At 21.8% G+C, this 20,617-nt stretch carries 15 protein-coding genes; 3 read left to right on the forward strand and 12 right to left on the reverse strand.

The features are described from left to right. Position 1: 1 nt before the first annotated feature. A complete protein-coding gene (gene parE / locus AACL04_RS02305) occupies positions 2–1,936 on the reverse strand; it encodes a DNA topoisomerase IV subunit B (RefSeq protein ID WP_339031052.1) in 1,935 nt (644 codons plus the stop codon). Between the two features lie 193 nt (positions 1,937–2,129). Further along, positions 2,130–2,753 carry a uridine kinase gene (gene udk / locus AACL04_RS02310; protein WP_339031054.1) on the reverse strand — a complete coding sequence of 208 codons (624 nt, stop codon included), beginning with the start codon at positions 2,751–2,753 and terminating at the stop codon, positions 2,130–2,132. Positions 2,754–2,857: 104 nt separating this feature from the next. On the opposite strand from udk, the gene AACL04_RS02315 reads away from it, so the two are divergent. The 3 genes from AACL04_RS02315 to AACL04_RS02325 all read left to right on the forward strand — a co-directional run bounded on the left by AACL04_RS02315 (position 2,858) and on the right by AACL04_RS02325 (position 4,884). Continuing rightward, complete coding sequence (locus AACL04_RS02315) at positions 2,858–3,460, forward strand: FMN-dependent NADH-azoreductase (protein ID WP_339031056.1); 603 nt, start codon at positions 2,858–2,860, stop codon at positions 3,458–3,460. A gap of 90 nt (positions 3,461–3,550) precedes the next feature. Further along, positions 3,551–4,513, forward strand: a complete 963-nt coding sequence (locus tag AACL04_RS02320; protein ID WP_339031058.1) for a GMP reductase — start codon at positions 3,551–3,553, stop codon at positions 4,511–4,513. A 194-nt stretch (positions 4,514–4,707) separates the two neighbouring features. Further along, positions 4,708–4,884: a hypothetical protein gene (locus tag AACL04_RS02325; protein ID WP_339031060.1), complete on the forward strand. Its 177-nt coding sequence runs from the start codon at positions 4,708–4,710 to the stop codon at positions 4,882–4,884. Positions 4,885–4,941: 57 nt separating this feature from the next. Here the strand turns inward: AACL04_RS02325 and AACL04_RS02330 are convergent, their stop codons facing one another. From AACL04_RS02330 to AACL04_RS02375, 10 genes are all read right to left on the reverse strand, one after another. Further along, positions 4,942–6,258: a hypothetical protein gene (locus AACL04_RS02330; protein ID WP_339031062.1), complete on the reverse strand. Its 1,317-nt coding sequence runs from the start codon at positions 6,256–6,258 to the stop codon at positions 4,942–4,944. A 56-nt stretch (positions 6,259–6,314) separates the two neighbouring features. Further along, positions 6,315–7,415, reverse strand: coding sequence for a hypothetical protein (locus tag AACL04_RS02335; RefSeq protein ID WP_339031064.1), 1,101 nt, complete (start codon positions 7,413–7,415; stop codon positions 6,315–6,317). 288 nt (positions 7,416–7,703) lie between these two features. Then, on the reverse strand, positions 7,704–8,519 hold the full coding sequence (locus AACL04_RS02340) for a hypothetical protein (RefSeq protein ID WP_339031066.1): 816 nt from the start codon (positions 8,517–8,519) through the stop codon (positions 7,704–7,706). Further along, the gene (locus AACL04_RS02345; RefSeq protein WP_339031068.1) at positions 8,497–10,341 is read right to left on the reverse strand and encodes an AAA family ATPase; all 1,845 of its coding nucleotides are present in this window, start codon (positions 10,339–10,341) and stop codon (positions 8,497–8,499) included. Before AACL04_RS02345 ends, AACL04_RS02340 begins: the two co-directional genes overlap by 23 nt. 466 nt (positions 10,342–10,807) lie before the next feature. After that, complete coding sequence (locus AACL04_RS02350; protein WP_339031070.1) at positions 10,808–13,039, reverse strand: hypothetical protein; 2,232 nt, start codon at positions 13,037–13,039, stop codon at positions 10,808–10,810. Positions 13,040–13,900: 861 nt separating this feature from the next. Then, positions 13,901–14,188, reverse strand: a complete 288-nt coding sequence (locus AACL04_RS02355) for a hypothetical protein (RefSeq protein WP_339031072.1) — start codon at positions 14,186–14,188, stop codon at positions 13,901–13,903. 236 nt (positions 14,189–14,424) lie between these two features. Then, entirely contained in the window at positions 14,425–15,606 is a 1,182-nt protein-coding gene (locus AACL04_RS02360) for a DUF4238 domain-containing protein (protein WP_339031074.1), read from the reverse strand. Between the two features lie 1,572 nt (positions 15,607–17,178). Next, positions 17,179–17,889 carry an NYN domain-containing protein gene (locus AACL04_RS02365; protein ID WP_339031076.1) on the reverse strand — a complete coding sequence of 237 codons (711 nt, stop codon included), beginning with the start codon at positions 17,887–17,889 and terminating at the stop codon, positions 17,179–17,181. 618 nt (positions 17,890–18,507) lie between these two features. After that, positions 18,508–19,395, reverse strand: a complete 888-nt coding sequence (locus tag AACL04_RS02370; protein WP_339031077.1) for a hypothetical protein — start codon at positions 19,393–19,395, stop codon at positions 18,508–18,510. 249 nt (positions 19,396–19,644) lie between these two features. Continuing rightward, complete coding sequence (locus AACL04_RS02375; protein WP_339031078.1) at positions 19,645–20,514, reverse strand: viperin family antiviral radical SAM protein; 870 nt, start codon at positions 20,512–20,514, stop codon at positions 19,645–19,647. Between the last annotated feature and the right edge of the window lie 103 nt (positions 20,515–20,617).

The following is a 20,617-nucleotide window of genomic DNA, read 5'->3' on the forward strand; positions in this document are numbered from 1 at the left end:
ACTAAATAAATTCCGTATTTTCTTCAAGTGTAAATTTAACATTTTCTTCAATTCATTCTTTTCTTTTTTCAGAATTATCACCCATTAGAGTTCTAAAAGAATTTTCAGCAGCTAGTGCATCATTAATTGTTACTTGTATTAATTTTCTATGTTCTGGATCCATTGTTGTTTCTCAAAGTTGATCAGCATTCATTTCTCCTAACCCTTTGTACCTTTGAATCTCAATTTTAGCTTTAGTTTTTTTCATATGACTTGCTAATTCTTCTTCTGTTCATAGATACATAAAGTCCTTTTTATTTGAACCTGTTGTGACCTTAAACAATGGAGGCATTGCGATGTAAATGTTTTTATTGATAATCAATTCTTTCATATAGCGATAAAAGAAAGTTAGCAATAAAGTTTGAATATGAGCACCATCGGTGTCAGCATCTGTCATTAAAATTATTTTTCCATAATTGATATCACTAATATCAAAATCACTTCCAATACCAGCACCAATTGCATTAATTATTGTTGTTATTTCTTCATTTTTAAGCAAATCAATTAATTTTGTTTTTTCAGCATTTATGACCTTACCTCTTAATGGTAAGATAGCTTGAAATTTTCTATCTCTTCCAGATTTTGCACTTCCTCCAGCTGAATCCCCTTCAACTAAATATAATTCATTTTCTTGTTTATTTTTTCCTTGTGCTGGAGTTAATTTCCCAAGCATTGTTCTTGATTTTGATTTTGATTTCTGATCTCTAACTGCTTGTCTTGCTTTTCTTGCTTCTTCTTTTGCTCTTCGAGCCAATAATGCTTTTTCAATAATTGAAATAGCAATTGTTTTATTCTCTTGCAATCAAAAACTAAAGTGCTCTTCAGTTACTTTTTCACAAGCATACTTAGCTTCACTTGTTCCTAATTTTCCCTTTGTTTGACCTTCATATTGAATTAAACTTTCTGGAATTTTTACAGTTACAATTGCTATTAAACCTTCTTTAATATCTGATGAATCTAATTTTTTATCTTTTTCTTTCAAAATACTTTGAGTTTTACCATATTCATTTAAGGCTTTAACCATTCCTGTTCTAAAACCAGTTAAATGAGTTCCTCCATCACTTGTTTTAACATTGTTGGCAAATCCTAATACTGTTTCTGAAAAATCAGTTGTATAAGTTAAAGCAATTTCTACATCAATATTTTGTTCACTACCTTTTAACATAATTGGTGAGCATAAAGCTTTTTGATCACCTCTTAGTTCATTAACAAATTCTGTTAATCCATTTTCATATAGATATTCAACATACTTATCACTTCTATTATCTTTTAAAGTTAATTTAAGTCCAGAATTTAAAAGCGCTGATTCTTTTAATCTTTCACTAATTGTTGAAAATGAAAACTTTGTTGTTGAAAACATTGTTTCATCTGGTAAAAAGTTAACAATTGTTCCAGTTTGTTTTGAAGTTCCAGTTTGTTTTAACTGATCAACTAATTTTCCCCCATGAGCAAACTTAATTTGTGATATAAGTCCATCTCTGTGAATAATTACTTTAAATTTAGATGATAGTGCATTAACAACTGATGAACCAACTCCGTGCAATCCTCCAGAAGTTTTATAACCATCACCACCAAATTTTCCCCCAGCATGTAATACTGAGAAAATAATTTCTGGTGTTGATTGACTTGTTCCTTTATAACTTCCTATTGGAACCCCTCTACCATTATCTTTTACTGTCACTGAACCGTCTTTTTCAATTGAAACGTTAATTTCACTACACACTCCAGCAAGAGCCTCATCAATTGAGTTATCAACTATTTCCCAAACTAAATGATGTAAACCCCTTGAATCAGTTGAACCAATATACATACCAGGTCTTTTTCTAACTGCTTCTAAACCTTCTAATATTTGAATACTATCTTCTGTATACGATAAATTATTATTGTTTTCAGCCATATTTTACCTCATTGTTTCATAATAGAATTAATATATCACATTTCATTAAAAAATGTCAATTTAATCAAAAACCCTTTAAAATAGGCACTTGTCTTCGAAATAGTTAGTTTTTACGATAAAAAACACTTAATGTGAGAAAAGTTTTAATAAAAAAAAGAGTTTTGTAACTCCTTTCATTCAATTATCAATGATTTTACTTTTTCAATAAACTGCTAATTTTTGCAGCTACTAAATCAATTGCAATATTATTACCCTCATAATAAGGAATTATTAAATCAGCATGTTCAATTGAAGGCTCTACAAAAAATTTATACATAGGTCTTACAGTATTTAAATATTGATTTGTAATGTCATCTAGTTTTCTTCCACGTTCATTGACATCTCGCATAAGTCTTCTAATAAAGCGAATATCATCATCTGTTCTAATAAAAATTTTGATATCACCTCTTTTGCGAATTTCTTCAATATGTAATGCTAATATACCATCTAAAATAACTACATTTGAAGGTTTTACTTTAATAAACTCACCACTTTGTGAGTGAGTTTTAAAATCATAAACTGGTGTTTCAATTGCTTTAAACTGTTTTAAATCATCTAAATGTTTACAAAGCAAGTCGATGTCTAATGAACTTGGATGATCAAAATTTACTAATTGCTTTTCTTCAAAGGTTAAATCACTAAAATCTTTATAGTAACTGTCCATTGTTAAATGCGTTACAGGCTTGTTCATAAAGATTTCATTGGCAATAGTTTGTGCTACAGTAGTTTTTCCACTAGCACTACCCCCTGCTACAATAATTATTGTGACTTTTTTCATATGTACCTCTATATAACCATTTAATATTTTATATTTAATTATTAAAAAAATGAAGTATTTTTGACAAATTTAACTATAAAATTAACTTGATAAAGGAGAAAATTATGGCAAAAAAAATTTTAGTAATCACAGGTACAGTTAGTCCTGTTGAAAAATCATTTTCATTAGCTTTAACAAATCGTTTTGTTAAAGAATATCAAACATTAAACCCGCAAGATGAAATTATTCATTTAGATTTAAACAATGAGCAAATGGCTCATAAGACTCTTTCAAGAGAAAACTTTGGTACATATTTTAATGAGCAAGATGCTTTAAAATATATTAATCAGTTAAAAGAAGTTGATAAAGTTGTTATTTCAAGTCCAATGAATAACTTTAATGTTTCAGCTTTAATTAAAAATTACTTAGATCACATATTATTAGCAGATCAAACATTTTCATATAAATATGTTAAACAAGGAGATGCTAAAGGTCTATTAGAACATTTAACAGTACAAATTTTAACAACTCAAGGTGCACCATTTGGATGATATCCATGAGGAAATCACACTGAATTTTTAAAAGGAACTTGAGAGTTTGTTGGTGCAAAAGTTAATCAACCAATTCTGTTTGCAGGAACTAAAATAGCACCTGTTTCAACAACAAATCCAAATGATGCAATGAATGCAATTGCTGATAAAATTATTGAAGCTGCTAAAAAGTTTTAAAATAACCTTAAAGGTTATTTTTTTGTTTTAACTAATTTTCTTTTTTAAGCTTTTATTGCTATAATTTCAAAGGAATAAGGAGAAATGTAGATGTACGCTTTTGACTATGAAGATATTCAACTAATACCAAGTATGTGTGTTGTTAAATCAAGAAATGAATGTAATACTGAAGTTAAACTTGGCAAACATACTTTTAAAATGCCTGTGATGCCTGCAAATATGGCATCAGTAATTAATGAACAATTATGTGAGATGTTAGCCAAAAATGGTTACTTTTATGTTATGCATCGTTTCAATGTTGACTCATATGCTTTTGTTAAAAAAATGCTTAAAGCTAATTTAATTGCATCAATTAGTGTGGGAGTTAAACAAGAAGATTATGACTTAATTGAAAAACTTGCTAAAGACAATATTATCCCTGATTATATTACAATTGATATTGCTCACGGCCATTCAATTAGTGTTAAAAATATGATTGAACATATCAGAAAACATATGAAAAAATCAACTTTCATTATTGCTGGAAATGTTGGAACACCCTATGCTGTTAGAGATTTAGAATTTTGAGGAGCTGATGCAACTAAAGTTGGAGTTGGTCCTGGAAAAGTTTGTATTACTAAATTAAAAACAGGATTTGGAACTGGTGGATGACAGTTGGGTGCTATTAAGTGATGTAGCAAAGCTGCTCACAAACCAATTATTGCTGATGGTGGTTTGCGTGTCAATGGTGATATTGCTAAATCAATTCGTTTTGGAGCTACAATGTGTATGATTGGAAGTTTATTTGCAGCTCATGAAGAATCACCTGGAGCTAATGTTACTGTTGAAGGTGAATTATTTAAAGAATATTATGGTAGTGCCAGTGAATATAATAAGGGTGAAAAAAGATATGTTGAAGGAAAAAAAGAATTAATTAAAGTAAGAGGAAAATTAATGGAAACTTACAAAGAAATGCAAGAAGATCTGCAATCATCAATATCATATTCTGGGGGAACTAAGCTTAATGATATTAAAAAAGTAGATTATGTAATTTTGAAAACAAGTAACTTCTAATTTGAATATTTCAAATAAATGCACTAAACAGTGCATTTTTATTGACTTTTATTACATTTCAAACTCCCCTATCGGCTAATTTCAACTCCCCTACTCACTCTTTTATAAGATATTAGGTTTTTAAATTATAAAAATATTCAATTGACTTTCTATTTTATAAATATCTAGTAAAATTAACTTAAGGAGTGATTTAAATGAAAGAAAAATGTCAAATTGTAAATTGTAATCAGGATCTAAACTTTATGGATAAAAAGAGAATTTATCAATATGATGAAAATTTAGAAGATGAAACTGCAATTTATGTTTGTGATGAATGTTATAAAAAAAATAAAGCTGAAGAAAATAATATTGATTGAGAACATTCTTCATAATAAAAAAATACTAACTTGGTTAGTATTTTTTTATAATTAATTTAAAATTTAAACTTCTTAAAAGAAATTATTGCCTTTATTAAACCCCGCAAAGAATTTCATTTTTAAATATTCTTGACCCATATTTGGATGTTGGAATCTAAATTTATTTAAAGCGGAATACAATAATTTTTCTTGTTCATCTAATTTATCAAATCATTGTTTTTGAAATAAAATATTATCTGCCAATATCAGCGAACAATTTGAAATAAAAGCCGCTTCATTTTTTGATTTTAAATGAATAATTTTTAAATACTGTTCAAAGAAAGTATTTAAATTTTCTTTGCTTTTGTCATAAACCATTGTCACAAAAGAATTTGCTTTATCTGAAAACATGACAATCGTTGCAAAATTTTCAGAGATAAAAAAGTTATTAATTGAGTTTACAACTTTAAAATCATCTGGTGTTATCTGTGGTTGAAAGACATCTTTAATTGTAAAATTATTTGTTTTGGGTAAACTAAATTTCACAATCCCAAAGTTCTTGTATTGCCCTTTTAAAGTTTTTACAAAGAAACTATAAGTATCTAGTAAAGAACTTACATGATTTGAAACTTTCTTTAAATTATAAATAAACATAGTTTTAACACCATCTTCTTCAATTGAATTAAAGTAGTTTCTAAATTCCTCTTTTAAAGCTTCAAGTTGAACTCTAGAGATGAATAATTTATTTACAATTGCTGGAAAGTTAAATAATAGGATTTCTTCATCACTACTATTTTTATTAATTTTAATGTCTGCAATTTGATTCATATGATCTTGACAAAAACCAAAATACTTAAATTGATTTGGCTCAACTTCCTTGAAAAAAGATTCACCCATTTTATAGTTATTATCAAACACATTTCTTTTATTTGATGTTAAATAGTTTATATGATCTAATTCCTTAAAATCATACAAACTATTTTCAACAGCTTTTTGTTCACAATTAACAAAATTACAATTTTCAGTCTCACTCATTTTTTTGTATTTATTTTCAAATAATTGCGAAGAAAATTTTAAGTAATCTTCATACTTATCATTGGCAATAATTGCCTTAATAAAGGGCGTATAACTTGAATTTTTTGTTTCTATTAAGTGTTTTTTGCAACATGCTAAAAATTGCTCTCCACTAAGGCAAAAACATAGTTCTTGGTCCTTAAAAGTAAAAAAATTATAGCCATTTTTAACTAAAAAATTAATATTGTCATTATCTAGAAAATAATTACTAAAAATTGATTCAATAAATCTTCGTGTGTCCTCATTTGATAACTTTATATTTTTAGCTGCCTTATATAAATCTTGTTTACTAACAAGATTTTTTAATAATTCATTTTGTAGTATTTTTTCACCCATAGTAAACCCTCCAATAAAAATAGTTTTTTACATTAACTTTATACATTTCATTAATTCTATTTTCTTTTTTTATTTCATGCAAACTTTGGTTCCACATATTTTGGTTCTACAGCATCCTTTTCAAAGATTTTATTATATTTAAGCTCATTTGTAAAAACCAAAGTTGGATCAGCTTTAGCATTAAATTTGCTAACTCCTGAATAATAATTAAAGTTCTTCTTATTTAAAACCAATTTTGTATTAAAAAATTCTATTAAGTCTCTTGAATAAACTGCATTTTCACAATGATTTTCATAGGCAATTTTTCTTATTTCAACAATATCATTTGCTGTTTTTACAGAATAAATTCACTTTAAATCTACTAAATAAACATCAAATAATAAATTAGCAAAATCCTCACGATATTTTTTATTTTCTCTTAATAATGGAATTGTATTTAAAAAATTGTCAAAGTGATTATTTCTTAAGAAAAATTCAATTTCATCAGCATAATTGATAATATCACCATCATCAATGCTATAAATTGCTTGACCCAATTTTTTAATAAACTCTTCATCATATCTAAAAGTTGTTTTTAAAACTTCTAGATATCTTTTATACTCTTCTTTTTCTTCTTCTTTAATTTTGACATCTTTATATTCAAAATACTTTTCTCTTAACTGAGCCACAGCATTAATTCCCATAGTAGTTAAAATATCTCTTTTACTTAAGTTAGCTTTAAAAAACTTTTCATAGTGACTTCCAATACCAATTACTTTATCTGTTTTGAACTCTGCTGGCACTAAACTTACAATTGGGAAAATATAAGGATAAATACACTTAATTGAATAATAAAATATTCTAGATTTTCATGCTTTGATAACTCCAAGAGATTTTAAAATTTTATTTAATTGTACTAATTCCTCTTCTTCAATAAAAAATAAGGCATCAATTTGGAGATTCATTTCTTTATTTGCTAACTTTTTTGCAAATTTTGGATAATACTTTTCAAAACTCATATTTGATTCTAATCAAGAACCATTAAATATCTTGTTTAGCTCTAAGATATCGTTTGCATCACTATATATACCTTGTTTTAAAATATGATCTTCACTTAATGTAAAAGTTTGTTTTCCTGGCTGAATAAAATTCTTAGCTATAATTTTTTGTAATTTCATGTTTCTTTCTCCCATTAAGTTAGTTTCTTCTATTATATCAAATTTTAATAGGTTTTTAAAGGGGTTATTAATAAGGAATATATAAAGTTTTAGAGCTGTACTGTTCTTTTTTTCGAACACCTATATTTTTATAATTAGAGAATTAATTATAGCTGCTATTTGGATTTAATTTTCTATATATAGATTACATTAAAAATTATTTGTTATAAATTATGCATAGAGGATTATATAAAACTTATTTAATTTTATTTCTTTAATTGAATTTTTACTTACATATTTTAAATTAGATTAGAATAGTATTATTTTCGATTCAGGTAAAAAATCTTCCAGATATTCAAAAATATCATATAAATTATCTACACAATAAATATTACTATTATTATCTATTTTTATTTTTATTTTAAATAATAGAAAGTTATTATCAATTAAAAATAGTTCATCTATTCATTCATCATAACTATCAATCTTTTTCCTTATTTGATTGAAATATGCTGGATAATAATTCCTTATTTCATTATTTAAATTAAATTTAAATATTTTTTTATCTCTAATTATATTTACAAAAATACTAAAAAGTAAAAAGTTTTCTTTATTTTTAGAATATTTATTTTTTAAAGAAAATGAACCTGATAATCTATTAATTTCAAATATGGAATTCTCAATTTTTAATTTTAAACATAAAAGAAAATTGAGGATTTTAGAAAAATAACTTTCAAGCATATTTTGAAATAGTTTTAGGTTATTAAAAACTAATTTTAAATCTTCATAGATTGATTGCACACTTTGACTAAAAGTATCATAAAAAATCTGTATTATACCTGATTTCAATAAATTAAGATTTTGATAACTTTCAAAAAAAATACAAATTAAGTCTAATATATATCTTGAATTTTTATTGTAATTTTGAAAGTATTTAATAACATCGAATTGTTTAACATTTTTTTGTAATTTCCTATATTTAAAATCAGAAAATCCTTTAAAATAAATATTTTTAATATTCTTTATTAAATTAATTTCCTTAAAAGCATTATTTATTTTTTTTAAATAACTATTAATATTCTCATTAGAATAATTAAAATATTTAATATCTATTGAATTCTTCATTAATATACTCCAATATTTTTGTAAAATTTTTTTTTGTTTTAATATTTCATGGGTATTCTTTTAAATTAAAATCTTTGTTAATGAACTTAAGCAGCTGCTCCTTTTTCATTTTATTTTCAAAGAAAAGATCCTCAATTTCTTTTTTATTATTTTGCTTATAAAAATTTAATAAATTCATCCTTTTATAGTTTTTTTTAAATACAATATCGCCTGCATCATCATTGTCCAAAAGACAAATTACATTTTTATTAATTATTTTAATAATATCATTAAAATATGGAACTTTAGAAGCACCCGCAGAATAAATAATATCAAATTCTAAATTAATGTTTAGAATCTCAGAAAAATAATGAAGGTATAAAAAATCACTTTGACCCTCAACTATTAATATATTTTTCTTAAAGTTATATGTAGATATGCAAGCTCCCATACCTTTAATAATTGCTGGAATTGTAGACTCTAATTTTGAATTAGTATCTTTTACCGAATTTGATAACTCAATTTTACTACCTTCTTTATCTTTTTTTATTATATTGATTGAGAATAAACATTTAAAATCAAGCATAAAAACACTATGAGTAGAATAAATTATAGTTATGTTATTCCTTTTTAAAGTTAACTTAAAAAATTCATCCAATAGTTTTTTTTGTCTATCAATATGTAGAAAAGAATCGGGTTCATCAAGAATTATATAGCAATTTTGCTTATCTGATATATTTTCAACTTTATTTAATAATAACCTATAAAAAAAATTTTTTAATGTTCCTAAACTTTGATAAGAAAGCATATTCATATTATTCTTTGCAACAATTATACCAACTTTTAAATCATACTTATTTTCATTTTTTGATAAATATAAACATCAATAATTATTATCGATATCTTCTGTATTTAATTTAATTTGTTCAGATAAAAATCTATTTATATTCTCTAGACTTTCATTAAAATTTATTTCCTGAATAACTTTTTCAATATTATTGGAATATGCTATTTCATTAATTAAATCAAAATTTGCTCCCTTTTCAATTTCCCTATTTTCATTTATTTTAGCTACCAAATTAGATACTTTTTGATTATCAAATAAACTTGATATGTAATAGAATTTTGGAAAATTCAGTATTTTTTTGTACTCTAAAAAAAAATTCTCTATTAACTCAGTAAACTCAGTAAAACTTTCTTCAAAAGTTATTAAATTATCTTTATCTAAAAAAACATAGTTTGATATATTTTCTTTAACTTTATATACAGCAGTTTTAAGTGAATTAACTAGATTTTTTTGTTCAATTAGAGTTTTATATTCTAAAGAATTTTTTTCTGAACTATTTTTTAAATTAATTGCACTTATTATTTGTTTTAAAGAAACATATAAATTAGATTTTCCATATAAATCTATTTTATTAAATATATGATTAATTTTATTATCCATTTTTTTTGAAAATTTTAAAATAAATTTTAAGCTTTCATATAAATTTAATAAATAAACTTTACTATTCTTAACTTTTATAATTACTGTATGAACTTCTATATTAGGTTTTTTTATTTTAAAATAAAAATCCACATCATAATCTAAATCTAAAATATTTTCATTAAAATAAAAACTTTTATTTTTAATAAGGTGTTCAATTTGATCTTCATTTCTTTCATTTATATATTGAAAGTCTCTACTATTCATTACCTTATTCAATAAATTTATGCACTCTAATAAATTTGTTTTACCAGCATTATTTTCTCCTACTATAGGAATTAACTTATTCTTTTTAATCAAAAAGTTTTGATTAAAAATTGATTTATATTTATTTATTTTAATCATGTCTAAGTCCATTTTAATAAGCTCCCTTATATTATATTTTTATTATAACTATAATATACTCTATTTTAATATATAAAATATTTTATGAATAGGTTTTAAAAAGTTGTTAAGATAAATTTTTTTATATTTAATTAGCCTAAATGGATCTAAATAAAAAATATATCATACTTTACCAAGACTTTTTTTCTTTAGCTTCTCTAACTAAATTTTGTATCTTTTTTTAAATCTTTAAATCAATTAATAATATTATAATTATAATATGAACTATAATTATAAACATTAACCGAGTAATAATTTTAATTTATTAAAATACCGAAAATTGATTAAATATGAAAACAAATAACTAATATTTTTTTAATATAAAAGAAAAGATACAATCTCTATTTATTAGATAAATCTTGTATTTTCAGACATAATCACTTATTATCTACAAATTTTAATTTCATTTAATGTATTAAATATAGATAAAATAGCTTTTTTAATAATCTCTTTGAGTATAAAGTGAAGTTAATGATGACGTGATTTGGTTTTTTGGATGCAAAATATAATTTTTCAATTGGATTTTATTAGTCTTTTTAGCTTCAAATATAATTTTATAACCCTCATATAAAATAGTAAAGTCAAAATCCTTTGGTATCATTTTTTCAAAAGTTAGAGTATTGTCTTTCATATTAAATTCTGAGAATACTTTTTCTATTTCATCTTCACTTAATTTTATAGGTAGATTCAATAAATTTGAGAATTCAATCAATTCTTCTAAGTTTTTCTTGACTATTTCTACTTTTACGACTTTTTTATAACTTCAATTATTTATTGATGAGTTTATTTCAAGAGCTCTATTTTTATTTATTTCATCTTCTGAAAAAATAATTTGTATATCACAATTAGGATCTTTATGACTGTTTAAGGCAATTAAAGATGTTTTTATATTTAATAATGTTCTATAAATTTTTAATATAATTCATCTTCATATTGATAAATCATTTAAATCTTTTATTTCTTTAAATGACTTTATAAACAATAATAAATCATCATGTGATATATTATTTAGATTAAGTTTAATACATTCATTTGGATGTAAATATAATAATGTTGTTTGGTCTCTTTCATCTTTATTTTCATGAAGATTAGATATCATTAGCATAAGATAATTAAAATTATGTGTTAAAATTATTATATTTTCATAGTAATCTCCTAATTTATTAAATAGAAAATCTCTGATTGAATGCTGTGTACTAATATCTAAAGTTGAAACTGGATCATCTAAAATTAAGTATTTCAATTGGTTTTGTAGAGAATAAAATTCAGTAACTTTTAGAAAAAATATTGCTAAGGCTAGCTTATGTTTTTGCCCCTCGCTTAATGTATTTAGTTTGCTACTATCAGATATTTTTAAACTTATCTTCCTTTGAGATGATTTTTTATCTGTTACTATTTGCATTTCCCTATCATAACCAAAAGTAATTAAGATTGAGTTTAATTTAGTTTGTAAGTCTTCGTTATATATTTCATATTCTTGATCTAACTCCCTTTCTCAATTTTTTTTAAGTGAATCCAATTTTTCCTGAATTATAATTGGACCATAATATTCCTTTAAATTCTTATTTAGAATATAATTCTTAACCTCATTAAGTTGACTTTGATCAGACTCTAAAAAGGAATCTTTTTTTATTTCCATATATGAATATTGAACTATTTCATTTTTTAAAATTTTATTTTTGAAATCTAAAAAATAATTCCTAATTTTTTCCAAACTTTCTTTAATTAATGGTAAATACTGAGTATAAATTTCTGACTTTATAAACTCATTACAGTTGCTAATTATTTCTTTTGATATTACAATTAAATATTTTTTAACTTCAAGTATATCTGAACTTAAATTTTCTTTTCATATTTCCTTTTTCTTGCTAATATTTTCATTTTCACAAAAAAGACAATCATCAATATTTTCATGCAAATTTAAACCATCAGAAATTCATTTTTTATATTCTTCAATATATTCACTTTTAGAGAAACAATTTTCAGCATCTCTCATTCTATTTAAATTTTCTAAATATAAACTAGTTTTTTCTTCAATTATTTTATTAATTGAAATATCAACATTTACAATATCATTCAAAATTTCATTTTCTTTAATAAAAATAAGAGTTTTTTGTATATTTTCTTTTTCATTAATACTAATAATAGCAGCTTTTAATTGTTCATCATTCTTTATATCAGTTTTTAAATACTGAGTAATTTCTAAACCTAACATATTATCGTCATATTTTTTTTCATAGTTATAATTGAAATTATAATTACTACTAATATCCAAATATAATAAATCTGAATTTTGTAAGCAATTATTCTCATTAAAAACTTGAGTTAATTTATTTTTTACTTGGCCCATTTTTTCTTTATTTTCTTTTAAGTTTTCTTCCAATTTTATCAATTTCTTTTTTAATTCAATTTCTTTTTCATCAATAAGTATTCTTGTTAAACCATCTTTTGTACTTGAGTCATCTTTAATGCCATCTTTATCTACAATAAATAAATTTTTATTTATAAAATCAACATTAAATACGAATGATTCCTTCAATTCTGTTTTAGCCACTCTTGAAAGTGTAGTTTTTCCAACACCATTTCCACCATATATATATGTATTTTTTTTACTAATATCTATAGAATGTTCAACTTGATTTTTTTTATTTATAAATTTCAGTTTTTTCATATATACCTTATTTCTATTTTATTTAATTCTTTTTTCAAGTAAAATTAAAAATCGAGAATCTTGTTTATTAAATAAAAATCATTCTCCTTGCAATGCATCAAAATTTTCACAATCATTTGCTATATAACTTCTATTTTGGTATTAGAATATTTGAAAACCAAGAGAATTCAACAGACAAGTATCTTTGAGAATTAATTTTAACAAAAAAACCCTCCTACACAAAATAAATTGTAAAATATGGAGAAGTATATGAAACTGAGATCTCAAATCAAAGGTGAATTAATAACAAAACAAGCAATCTGTATGTTGCAATTGATAAAACTAGTAAAAGGATTTTGGCAGGTTATTTAGTAAACATGAAACTACTGAAAGCTATTATAATATCTATAAAAAAATCCTTAAACATTAAGGTTTACCAAAATTAAATTTTAGTGATAATCATAATGTTTTTACTATTAAAAATAAGTGCGACCATTTTGATGATAGTGTTTTAAATACACAATTACAACTTGTTTTCCACTCTTTAGGAGTAAATATCATAAGAACTTACCTCGTATAAAAGACAAAAATAATGATCAATACAATAGCACTAATAATACAGTTAATCAAAAAAACAAATAGTAGTAAATAATTTTATTTAGTAACTTTGGGTAAAAAGATCATTTAATTATTTAATATTTCCTTTAAATGTATCGAACTTATAATAATAGATAATGAAATCAAAATATTTATAATTTTTTTCGCTTAATAAAAAAATATATGGAATAATATATTCTCATTTACACTAAATATAAAAAATATTTTTTTAGTTTTCTTTTGTTATAATGTTCAATTAAGAAATATATAAATAAATATTTTTTATTAGTATGTTCATTTTTGCCCCTTCATTGACTTATATTTTTGTGTAAAATCTTTTGTTCCTTTTTCTCTATTACAATCATAATGAGTAGCAACTCAATTACTACGAACTCCATTTGACTTATTGCCATCTAAATGGTCAACATTTCATCCATTTTTTGGATTCATATCCGAATTTCATTTAGTGCCATGATTCATTTTTTCTTTACATAGATAACACATTCTATATTGCTTTGAATTTAAATTATCAAATGCAATTGCATTTTCTCAAGCATAATAAAATTTATTCATGTTTTTTCCTTCCTTATTTTATTTATAACTTTTAACTCTATAGTATAAAAACTATTTAACTTTTTCAATATTTTACTTTGGTAAAAAATCCACTTTATTATTTTTAATATTTTCTTTTTTTGTTTTTTCAATTATTTTAATGCTAGCAAATATTCTTTTTTTTAATAGGAATATACCATTTGAAAAATAAATATAGAATTTTGATTTTGTTTATATAATTAAATAAAAATAAAACTTTATAAACCTAAATTTTCAATTCTATAAATATTATTTTCCTTCATTGTTTTTCTTGCCTTTTTAAAATCCTCTTTATTCTCAAAAATTAAATATCTTGATGTCTGAGAAAGATTCATTGCATTAATTAAATTAACTTGATTTGAATTTTCTAATTTGTATACTTCAAATTCATATTTATCATTATTTGAATAAAAAGTATCATAGATTTCCAGAAATGAGGCGTTTGGGTTTTTTTTAATATGTATCTGAATATCATCATTTATTTTTTTACCATATTCATATTCAACTTTATTATTTTTTAAAAATAAGTTTGGAAATACTTTAATTCAAAATGAATTATAGACATGATTTGTTACTTTTACATGATCAAATAAATCCAAAGGCATATAAGCTAAAGCGAGTTTTGGATTAATTATTTTTATCATTAATATAGGTAATCTAAATTTTTTACTATTATTATCACCAAAATATTCTACAAGCATTGCATCTGTTAATAGAAATCTCTCGTTTATAGCATCAGGGATAGATATGAATTTTGTATTAGCTTTATATATATCCAAAATATTTGTTGCTATTCTATCTTTTAAATCTTCATTATAAGGTTGTTTAAAAATTTCATCAAAATCATTTTTTTCTTCTATATATTTTTGGATTTTATTAATTTTATTTTCAATTCTTAAAATCATTTCCTCATTAAACATACTTATATTATTTTTACTATAATTATAAATATTAGTAACTAAATAATTTAACTCACTTAAATACTCCTCTTTTATTTGCTCAAAAGTTTTATTTTTATAATAATTATTATATTGAATACCTCCTTCTAAATTTAATGCTCTTTCAAGAGCTGCATTTGATCTGTAAATATCAATTAAAGTATACAGTCTTAAAAATTTTGTTTGATATCTGTTTAAAGAAATAATCTGCTTATTTTCAATAAGTTTTAAAATATTTTGATATTCCACCTCAATTTTAGTTAATTTATTTTCTATTTCATTTATTTTCATTTTTCTAGATTCATAAAAATTTTTAATATGAAATGGATCATTATTATAATTTCTAATGTTATATTGCTTATAAATATTGTTTTCCAAATCATAAGTTGTATAGAAATCTTTATCAGATCATTTCTTTAAGATAAACCTAGGTATAAAATGTTGTCTGTATTTTATTTTCATATTTTCCCCTTAGTATAATTAAATAGTATCAATTTTTTTATAGTTTGTGTATATAAATAATAAGTAATTATATTTATAATGTTCTTTTTTTCGAACACCAATATCTTATAACTATCTATATATTATTATAAAAAAATTGATACATTTTCAAGTTATAAATATATTTAAAATATTATTTTTATAGCCTACCTTGTTTGTATATTTTTTAAAAGTACCTCAAAATCTTCAATATATTAATTATCTGTTACTTTGCCACTATGGGCATATTTAAACTAAAAGCAAATTACATTGTAGTTAGGAGATATTGAGAACTCTTAAATTCTTAACGATTATTATAATAAGTAATTTAGTTTTGTTTAAAACTTATCATATTCAAATTCTTTATTTTTTATGAAAATAAAGAATTTCTTCCAAAGTTTCCACTATTTTTTTATACTATAAAAATTTTTAATAATAAGAAAATATTTATATTAAAAAACTTCTTACAATTTATTTAAAATAAAAACAGAATAAAAGTAACTGAATACTCCTCAAAAATTAAAAGCTTTGATAAAATTAATAGTAGCTTAATTTAAAATTATTTACTCTTGACAATTTGATTTTAATACTTATTATTTAATAAAAAACCAATAATAATCATATAAAATAACTTACTAATTTTAGTTTACAAATAATTTTTCAATAATAAAAATATAATTAAGCATTAAATTACTATAATAGTCTATATAATTTATTGTACTATATTTTTGTTGAAAATGTAATCCAAAAATAGTTGAATTTAAGTAGAAGCTATAAGATTTTAATTTTTTCTTTTAGAATGTTTAGAATACTTAATTAAATCTTCTATTAAACATAAATTAATAGTATTTACAATTTCAGTTTCCTTTGGAGACTTATAACTGAATATTATTTCATTTTTAAATCATTTAAAAATATTATTTATCTCAAATATTTATATTTTTCTATTAGTAAAAATTTTTTGAGTTAATTGAAGATGTTTAAGTTCTTTATCTAAAGTTATTTCATAAAAATTAATTTTAATCATATCTTTATTTTTAATTACTGTTACATAATTATTTATAATTAATTTTTCAAATTAATGGTCTAATAAAAATTTCTTAAATGAATTGCAATCAATATATTGTCTTTTCAATTCGATATTAATTATATTAAAATTATTTTGATTGAATAATTTTAATAAACTAATTCTATCTATTTTTTTCAAATTTGATATTTCTTTTTTAATTCTATTTTCTTTAATTTTTTTAAAAAAAGAAATAAAATAACTAAAAATAAGAGCAATTACAAAAAATGTAGGTAATATTAAAATCTCTCCAAGTAATAAAAATAATTCGTTTTTAGTTGATAAAGAAATAAAAAAACCAATGATAAAATTATTATATAAATGCCAATTAAAATAATTAAAAATCAGTATTTATTAATATTTTCTTGATCTATCTTCTCAATATTTTTGAATATATTATTCTTATCTAACTCATGTTTAATATTTATAGTTCGTTTTATTCTCCCTTTTTTATTAAATAACTAAGATACAATAAAATATATAATTTTTTATTTTATTTTAATGAAATAAGTTTTACCTGTTAATTTAAGATTAAAATATTTTTCTAAATCATTTTGAAAAAATTTAGAAGTTTTGCTATTCTTTGAACCATAATTTTTTGGATTAAAATCTCTTATTTCCTTATACAGACTTTCAATTACTTGAGAAAAACGAACATAACCATCTTCTTCATTTAAATCATTTATTATAGACTTAACAGTTTCAACTAAATCATGTATTGGTTCTTTATCTTGATAGTTCTTACTTTCATTTTGAGCTTCATAAATTTTATCCACACTAATAAATCTATCGCACAATTTTTTATAATTATCATTTGTATTAAAATTTCCTGCTCCAATTACTAATTTATTTTTCTCCTTTAGTTTTTTAAGAATTGGAGCAAAATCTAGATCATTTGTTGCTAAGCAGAAGCAGTTAATATAATCTTTATTTGCAATATCCATTACTTCTAACGCAATTCTTATATCTACTGCATTTTTTGCTTCAGAAAATGAAGGCTCCATAATAATTGATGTAAATCCATACTTTAAACTTTTTTCATTTAACTTTAAATCATTAAAGTTTGAGTAAAATAATGAATTATTTAAAATATTACCATATTCTTTAAGCTCATTAAAAAGTATTTTCAAATACTTATCTTGATTAAAATTATCAAAGTCAATTATTAAAGCTATTTTATTTTGATTACCTATATCCATAATTTATTTTCCCTTTATAATCTAATTATAGCAAAAAAACTTATAAGTAAGCTTATTCATTATTATATTGATGTTCTCTATAGTAGTTTACTTTAAATATAATTTAAAAATCAGTACTTTATTAGTCTTTTAAAACCATAAATTTTAATTTAATTTTTATAGACATCATTAATTTTTAAAAGTTGATTCAATTAATAATTTTTTACCTTTTTTAATTTCTAATTTAATAAATGAAGCATTATAAATTGCTTCTTTTTAATTTTATTGCATGTTTAAATTAAATATTTATATGTATTTTTAAAATCCAAGGTTTTAATATTAAACATATTCTTTAGAAATTAAATCATAGGATTTTTAAGGAGTTTTAAATTACTCTATTCAATGTTCATCATGAATTTTCATTTAGTCTTTCAGTCTTTTTTACTTAATTATTTTAAAAAGTGTACAAGAAAATATTTCACATTATATTAATAATAATCTGATTATTACATAATTTATAATAAATAAATTGATTATTTATTATAAAAGAATATATTAAACATTATGAAATAAAAGAAAATTAAAATAATTAAAAATTCTTTATAAGAAAAAAAGCCTAGTAATTAATTAAAAGAATATCTAAAAAATATCTAAAAAGTTAAAAGTTTTTAAATTTAAACAATCTTTTTTTACAATATCTATCATTTTTTTATTAAAATTTTTATTATTCATTTTTCTCATACTAAAAAGACCTGGAATTACTGATATTGTATTTATTAATCTATTTTCACTAGTATGAAATTCATCTAAATTATCTAGATCATTATATCTATCAATTTTTTTATAGAAAGTAATAATAGTATCATTTTTTGAATTTTCTAATTTATATTTCCTTTTAGTATTTAGAAATTCTGATAAATCATTAAATACAACATTTTCATGCTTATTATTAAAAAATTTAACCTTTACTTTACAATAAATTTTATTAGTCTTCTCTTCTAAAAATAATTCCATATATGAGATTTCTATTTCTTGCTTTAAAACTCTAAACTTTATAGTATTATTTACTTTTAAATTTTTTTGAAAATACTCTTCATTAATCATTTCATCAATAATATTTAAATTGTCACTAAAAATCAAATCATTTTTTACAAATAAATTTTTTATGGGAATGAAGAAAGCATTAATATTTACATTTAATATCTCTATGCCTTTTATTGAATTTTTTTTATAAAAATCAGTTCAATTGAATAACAATAATTTTTGATAATTTTTCTGATAATTTATTTTTCTAAAATTTTTAAGTATTTCTTTATTAATAAAAAATGACATTACAAATAAGATTAGAAATAAAAATAATCCAAGTAAATAAATAATATTAAAGTTAAGAAAAGTAAATGTTATAAAAAAAATAATTAAAACAAGTAATGAAAAAACACCAGATATAATTAAAATTAAAATCATATCATTTTCGTGATTGAGTTTAAAGTCTTTATAATTAATTTCATTAGATTCATTTTTAATCATTATAATCTTTCCCCCTTAAAATTCTATCAATAATAATGTTATTTAATTTAAAATTGTTTCTGCTGTATTAGGTAAAGTTTATTTAAAAATGACTTATATTATAAAAAAATTATAAGTTAATATTTTTTATCTTCTATATTTTAGTATAAATATATGTATCAAGTGAAAAAATGAAAGTCTTTAAAAGAATATATTATTTTATTACTAAAATTAGTTATTATAGAAATAAAATATTTTAATTTTACCTTATTATTTTTCATTTTTATAACGTTCTATTTGTGATAGGATATTGAAATCACATTTATTAAATTCGTCTATAGGAACAACTTTCTCTTCTAATAAACTTTTAATATTTTTCTTATCATAAATTTGATCTGAATTATAAAAGTATCCTTCACCATCTATCATTACATAACTTGATTTAATAGTTTCTTCATCTTCAATAGATTTTATAAAGTTAGTTTTTTCAAATAATTTATTAATTTTTAAAAAATTATCAAACTCTTTTTTTGTAATAATAAAATTCTTATGTGATTCCTGCCCAACTGAGCTTACTTGCATAATTTTTCATTTACTTGGCTTTACTTTATTTATAAAGTCAATCATTTTTGATTCCTTATTTAATGAGTGCACAACTGAGTTTATTTTTAAGCTACATCCTGCTTTTTTTATTTTCTTTGCAATTTCTAAATATTCCTTTTCAGAAAGTGAATTTCTATTGTTAATTGCCCTTCCAGATTCTTGATTGATATTGTCACTTATAGAGTCCATACTTATACCAACACTATCAAAATATTGAAGCAAATCATTTACATCATCTTGTGATTTTTTTAAAATTATACTTCCATTAGTAATTAGTGTAACATCTAAATTTATTTTTTTTGATAACTTTGCCATTTCCTTTAATTGATCTCAAAAAAGAGTTGGTTCACCACCAGCAAAATTTATAGCTTTAAAAAAATCTACTTTATTTATAATTCTTAATCAATTTTCTAAATTATTTTTATAATTTGCTTTTGCAATTAGAGGCGCATAAAAGCAAAATTTACATCTCATATTACAAAACATACTAAAATGAAAATTCAGTTTTATATTTTGCAAGTCACTAATTTTATACATATATTAAAATTCCCCTTAAATTTTTAATATTTTATCACATTTAATTAGTACATTTTTATTAAGTTTTTATATTCAGAAAATTTAAATCCTAATAAATTTAAAT

The sequence above is a fragment of the Spiroplasma endosymbiont of Cantharis nigra genome (assembly GCF_964019925.1).
Classification (GTDB): Bacteria; Bacillota_I; Bacilli_A; order Mycoplasmatales; family Mycoplasmataceae; genus Spiroplasma_A.